Raw genomic sequence first — 6,421 nt, 5'->3', positions numbered from 1 at the left:
GCCAAGCGCATGGGTGACTACCCCCTATTTGAGAATGGGCAAACGCCGAGGGAGGTGAATCCCTCGGCCTACCCGGCTCGCGCCACACCTGCGGGCAAAACGCGAGCGGAGGTGCAATCAGAATTGGCCAAAGCGATCCGCATGGGTGATGCGCCCTTGCTGGAAAACGGCATGACCCCTCGCGAGGTGAATCCGCATCTGTACCCCGCTCGCTGACGACGGGGCGCAAATACCATTGTCATTTTTGGAAAACACTCCCTGGCGGCATACCCCTGCGACGCATGAGCAGATACGCCGCCGGGATCACGAACATCGACAGCAGCGGCGCCGTGATCATCCCCCCAACCATGGGCGCGGCGATGCGCTGCATGACCTCGGAGCCCGTGCCTGCCCCCCACATGATCGGCAGCAAACCCGCCAGAATCACTGCCACCGTCATGGCCTTGGGGCGCACGCGCAGCACGGCACCGTCACGGATGGCGTCCAGCAGGTCATCGACACTGACCTGGCCCTTGTCGATGCGCTCACCCCAAGCCTGCTTGAGGTAGAGCAGCATGATCACGCCGAACTCGGCGGACACGCCAGCCAATGCAATGAACCCGACTGCCCCGGCCACCGACAGGTTGTAACCCAACAGGTAGAGCAACCAGATGCCGCCCACCAGGGCAAAGGGCAGCGTGGCCATGATCAGCAAGGCTTCGTCAAACGCGCCGAATGTCAGGTACAGCAACACGAAGATGATCAGCAGCGTGAAGGGCACCACCACCTTGAGCTTGGCCGTGGCCCGCTCCAGGAACTCGAACTGGCCTGACCAGGACACCGAGTAGCCAGGCGGCAGTTTGACCTTGGCCGCGACAGCCTTTTGCATGTCCTGCACCGCTGAGCGCAGGTCTCGCCCCCGGATGTCCACATACACCCAGCCAGACAGGCGGGCGTTCTCGCTGCGCAGCATGGGTGGGCCATCGGTTACGCGGATGTCGGCCACGTCGGACAAGACCAGGCGCTGCCCGCGCTCGTTCACGATGGGCAAGGTGCGCAGTTTTTCCAGCGAATCACGTGTTTCGCGTGGGTAGCGCAGGTTGATCGGGAAGCGCTGCAAACCTTCCACCGTCTCGCCGATGTTCTCGCCGCCCACTGCCGAGCTGATAACCGACTGCACATCGGCGATGTTCATGCCAAAGCGCGCGGCGGCATCGCGGCGGATGTTGACGTCCACATACCGGCCACCTGTCAGGCGTTCGGCCAAGGCGCTGCTGACACCGGGCACATCCTTGAGCGCCCGCTCGATCTCACCCGTGAGTCGGTCGATGGTGGCCAGGTCGGTGCCCGCCACCTTGACGCCCACGGGGCTCTTGATGCCGGTGGCCAGCATGTCGATGCGGTTGCGGATGGGAGGCACCCAGATGTTGGCCAGGCCGGGCACCTTGACAATGCGGTCCAGCTCTTCAACCAGCCTGTCTTGCGTCATGCCCGGGCGCCATTGGTCTTTGGGTTTGAATTGGATGGTGGTCTCGAACATCTCCATGGGTGCCGGGTCGGTCGCGGTTTCGGCGCGGCCTGCCTTGCCGTAGACGCTGGCCACCTCGGGCACGGTCTTGATCAAACGGTCGGTCTGCTGAAGCAGCTCGGCGGCCTTGCCTGCGGACAAGCCCGGCAGGGCCGTGGGCATGTAGAGCAGGTCGCCCTCGTCTAGTTTGGGCATGAACTCGCCGCCAATGTGCTGCAAGGGCCACAAGCTGAGCAACAGCAACACGGCGGCCACAGCCAGCGTGCGCTTGGGGCCTTGCAAGACCGCATTGAGCAACGGGCGGTAGATGGCAATCAGGAATCGGTTGAGCGGGTTGCTCTGCTCGCTGGGGATGCGGCCACGGATCAGGTAACCCATCAGCACGGGGACCAGCGTGACCGACAAGCCCGCTGCCGCCGCCATGGCGTAGGTCTTGGTGAAGGCCAGCGGCGAGAACAGCCGCCCCTCTTGCGCCTCCAGCGTGAACACCGGCACAAAGGACAGCGTGATGATCAACAGCGAGAAAAACAGCGCGGGCCCGACCTCGGCCGCCGAGTCGCCGATGACCTTCCAGCGCTCGGCACCTTCCAGCGTTTGATCGGGGTGGGCCTGCTCCCAATGTTCCAGATGCTTGTGTGCGTTCTCGATCATCACAACGGCTGCGTCCACCATGGCGCCAATGGCAATGGCGATGCCACCCAGCGACATGATGTTGGCGTTCACCCCTTGGTGGTGCATGACGATGAAAGCCGCCAGGATGCCCAGGGGCAGCGAGATGATGGCCACCAGGGCCGAGCGCAGGTGAAACAAAAAGACAAAGCACACCACGGCCACCACGGCGAACTCTTCGAGCAGCTTGTGAGAGAGGTTCTCCACCGCGCGCTCGATGAGGGTGGATCGGTCGTACACCGGCACGATCTCCACCCCTTTGGGCAAGCTGGCTTGCAGGGTCTTGAGCTTGGCCTTCACCGCAGCAATCGTCTCCAATGCGTTTTTGCCTGAGCGCATCACGATCACGCCGCCAGCGGCTTCCCCCTCACCGTCCAACTCGCCAATGCCCCGGCGCATCTCCGGCCCCATCTGGATGCGGGCCACATCCCCTAAGCGCACTGACACGCCTGCGTCGGTGGTCATCAGGGGCACTTGTCGGAAATCGTCCAGCGATTGCAAGTAGCCCGAGGCGCGCACCATGTACTCGGCCTCGCCCAACTCCAGCACTGAACCGCCCGCTTCCTGGTTGGCCTTCTGGATGGCCTCAACCACCTGGGTGTGCGGGATGCCGTAGGTGGCCAGTTTGTCGGGGTCCAGCACCACTTGGTACTGGCGCACCATGCCGCCCACCGAGGCCACTTCCGCCACATTGGGCACGGTCTTGAGTTCGTACTTTAGGAACCAGTCCTGCAAGGCACGCAACTGACCCGCATCCTGTGTGCCTCCACGGTCCACCAGGGCGTATTGGTAAATCCAGCCCACGCCCGTGGCGTCGGGCCCCAGCGACGCCTTGGCGCTGGCAGGCAAACGCGACTGAACCTGGTTCAGGTACTCCAGCACACGCGAGCGGGCCCAGTACAGATCGGTGCCGTCCTCGAACAGCACGTAGACATACGAGTCGCCGAAGAAAGAGTACCCCCGCACCGTCTTGGCGCCAGGCACCGACAGCATGGTCGTGGTCAGCGGGTAGGTGACCTGGTTCTCGACGATGCGCGGCGCCTGGCCTGGGTAGGTCGTGCGGATGATGACTTGCACATCAGACAGGTCGGGCAAGGCGTCCAGCGGCGTTCTCGCAACCGAATACACCCCCCATGCACTGAGCATCAAGGTGGCCAGCAGCACCAGAAAGCGATTGGTGATGGACCAACGGATCAGGCGGGCGATCATGGCTTGCTCCCTTGCTTGGCCGGGCCATGGGTGTGATGGGGCACCTCGGGCGCAGGCTGGGGCTCGGGTGCCAGGTGCGACAGTCGGGTCAACTGCGGCATGCCGTCGGCATCCATGTAGAACTCAAAGCTCACCGGGTCACCCACCTCCAGATGGCGGGGCAGCCCGCCCTTGAGCGGCACCTTGAAATCCATCGTCATAGAGCCCCACTTGAGTGAGGCAATCGGCCCGTGCGACAAGGTGATGGCCTCGTCTGCCAGGGCTTCCACCTTGCCCTGACCTTCGTGTCTGGGCGCGGTGTTGTCCATGGTCGGTGCCGGTGCGCCATTGAGCCGCGCCTCAACACCCTTGAGGCTGGCTTCGGAATCGATCAGGAACTGCGATGACACCACCACACGCTGGCCCACATCCAGGCCGCGCTTGACCTCGGTTTGCCCATCGCTCTCGATGCCTGCCTCGATCTCGACCGGGCGGAACCGCCCTTTGTCTTCGGCCAGCATCACCACGGTGCGTTTGCCTGTCTGGATGACGGCCTCAGTGGGGATCAACAAGGCCTTCTCAGCACGCATGTCCATGAACTGCATGGTCACGCTCATGCCAGGCACGAGGTGCATGCCTGGGTTGTTCAATTGAACGCGGGCCTTGAGGGTGCGGGTGCCAGGGTTGACCTCTGGCACCAGAGCCTGAACCGTGCCTTCAAAGGAAGTGCCAGGCACAGCCGGGCTGCGCGCCTGTACCTTGGTGCCTGGGCGCAGTTGTGCGACCTGACTCTCCGGCACTTCGGCGTTGGCCCAAACCGTGGACACGCCGTTGATGCGCAACAAGGTGGCCCCTGGCATGACGGACATGCCTTCGCGCACCATCAACTCACTGAGCACGCCGTTGATGGGTGCCGCCAAAGTGATGCGCGGCTGGGTCTTGCCGGTTTGCTCGACGCGCTTGATCTGATCCTCGCTCATGCCGACCTGACGCATGCGCTGGCGAGCGCCATCGACCAAGCTGCCCAGGTCGTGGCCCTGCATGCGGCGAACAGACAAGAACTCTTCTTGTGCCGCCACCCAGTCCGGCACGTAGAGATCGGCCAGGGGTTGACCTTGTTTGACCGCATCCAACGTGGCGCGCACATGCAGCCTCTCGACAAACCCTGCCGCCCGCGCTTGCAGGACAACCTGGTCGCGTTCGTTGTAGGCGATGCTGCCCACGGCAGAAACTTGGGGTGACAGCACACCCTCGGTGACCTCTGCGGTGCGCACGCCCAGGTTCTGCTGGATGCGTGGGCTCACAGTGACCTTGCCCTGGTCGCCATCGCTGTCTGCGTAGACGGGCACCAGCATCATGTCCATGAATGGCGACTTCGCGGGCTTGTCAAACTTGTTGCCCGGCACCATGGGGTCGTGGTAGTACAAGATCTTCTTGCCGGTGACTGGGTCCATGTCGCCAGCCTTGAGGCCATCGGCGATGTGGCGCCGGGTGGCGTCTTCACCCTCGGCCACGCTTTGCGGCAGGGCTTGGGTGGCGTTTGCTTCAGCGGCGGGCTGAGCGGGGTGCTGATCTGCGTCGGCGCTCATGCCCATGCCTCTTTGCATGCCCAACGCGTACAGGCCATACGAGGCGGCACTCAGTGCTGTGGCGGCAATCATGGCGATCACCAGATTATTGAGTTTCATGTGAGGCTCCGTGTCAGCGGTCAAGAACGGGCATGGTCAAGTCGTGTTCCACCGGAATCAGGTAGTTGAGCTGCGCCCAGATGCGAGCTACTTCCATGTCGAGTCGAAGCCGGTCCATCTGGGTGTCCAAGGCCATGCGGCGAGCCTCCAGCACGGAGGCCAGCGTGCCGCTCCCGCCTCGGTAGGCGGTCAAAGCGGCCTGGGTTCGCTCGGCTGCCAGGGGGATCAAGACGCTGTCGTAGCGACGCAGTCGATCCCGGCTGCTCTGCCAAGTCTGGAGCATCGCCGTGACCTGGGAAAGGTGCTCCCGTGTGGCTTCTTCGCGCTGGGCGCGCATCTGCTCAACGGTGGCCAACTTGGCAGCCAGGTCGCGGTCTTGACGGCTCTTTTGATCCCATTGCAAGGGAACAGAGACATTGACAGAGGCCATCTTGGAATAGCCGGGCCCACGTTGACTGAGCATCAGCTCCACACCCCAGTCGGCTTGTTTGTTGGCTCGGGCCAGGTCTGCGTCGGCCTGGGCCATCTCTTCCTGCCGGATCAGGACGGTGATGTCAGGGTGCGCGGTCAGGGTGCTTTCCAGATCGTTCAGGTGCGAGGGAACATGGCGGGTGTCGGGCGCATCGCCCAGGGGCGTGTCGGCTGCACGACCTGTCCACCGGCGCAGCGCGGTCTGCGCTGTGCTCACTTCACGCATGGCCTGGTCGATGCGGTCATCCACCTGAGCAAGCGCTGCGCGGGCAGCGAGCACTTCAGTTTGCGATCCTCTGCCCCCTCGATAGGCGACCTCAGTCGCCTCCACTTGCAGGCGGATTTCATCGCGCTGGGCCTTGACCAGGGCCAGCATGCGTTCCTGGTAGTAGAGATCCAGCCAGGCCATGGCCGTGTCACGTTGCAATTGAGCCAGCGCCTGGGCCCGGCTGGCCTCGCTGGCCTGGGCTTCCCGCTCAAAGCGCATGGACCGTGCAAGGCGTTTGTCTTGACGGGTGAACTCCTGCATGAGGCCCACCGAGCGCATGGTCATGAAATCGCGGGTGACGCTGAAGCGATCAGGCCCGCTGATGGGCAAGTTGTTGATGCCCAGTTTGAGGACGGGATCAGGTTGCTGAGCGGCTGAAACCGCCATGTCGCGGGCAGCCGCCGTGGCGTGGTTCTGGGCCACCAGTTGTTGTGAGCGTGCCTGGGACAGCCTGAGAGCCTGTTCAAACGTCAGGACATCCCCGGCATGGGCGTGGAAGGATGCGAGGCTGAGGGCCACCAGAACGGCGACACCTTGGAAGCGCGTGCGAATGCGCGTGAGCACGCGCATGCAAATGGGATGGCCGAGATCGACCAGTTGCATGCCCCTGCGTGACAGGAGCGAAAAAAG

The 6,421-nt window shown here is 63.4% G+C and carries 3 protein-coding genes and 1 pseudogene; 1 reads left to right on the top strand and 3 read right to left on the bottom strand.

Annotated elements, in window-relative coordinates; all coding sequences use genetic code 11:
* Positions 1 to 216 (top strand): annotated as a pseudogene (locus B2W70_RS08820) (hypothetical protein); the annotation flags it as partial.
* 22 nt (positions 217 to 238) lie between these two features.
* On the opposite strand, the gene B2W70_RS08815 reads toward B2W70_RS08820, so the two are convergent.
* Genes B2W70_RS08815 through B2W70_RS08805 form a run of 3 tightly spaced genes read right to left on the bottom strand, consistent with a single transcriptional unit; the run spans position 239 to position 6,361 of the window.
* On the bottom strand, positions 239 to 3,385 hold the full coding sequence (locus B2W70_RS08815; protein WP_286744914.1) for an efflux RND transporter permease subunit: 3,147 nt from the start codon (positions 3,383 to 3,385) through the stop codon (positions 239 to 241).
* A complete protein-coding gene (locus tag B2W70_RS08810) occupies positions 3,382 to 5,052 on the bottom strand; it encodes an efflux RND transporter periplasmic adaptor subunit (protein ID WP_286744912.1) in 1,671 nt (556 codons plus the stop codon). The genes B2W70_RS08815 and B2W70_RS08810 overlap by 4 nt, the downstream gene beginning before the upstream one ends.
* A 13-nt stretch (positions 5,053 to 5,065) precedes the next feature.
* A complete protein-coding gene (locus B2W70_RS08805) occupies positions 5,066 to 6,361 on the bottom strand; it encodes a TolC family protein (protein ID WP_286744917.1) in 1,296 nt (431 codons plus the stop codon).
* Between the last annotated feature and the right edge of the window lie 60 nt (positions 6,362 to 6,421).

This window comes from Aquabacterium sp. UBA2148 (assembly GCF_002328915.1).
GTDB classification, from domain to species: Bacteria; Pseudomonadota; Gammaproteobacteria; order Burkholderiales; family Burkholderiaceae_C; genus Aquabacterium; species Aquabacterium parvum.
Note: the sequence above shows the minus strand (reverse complement) of the source record. Positions and strands in the feature narration are given on the sequence as shown.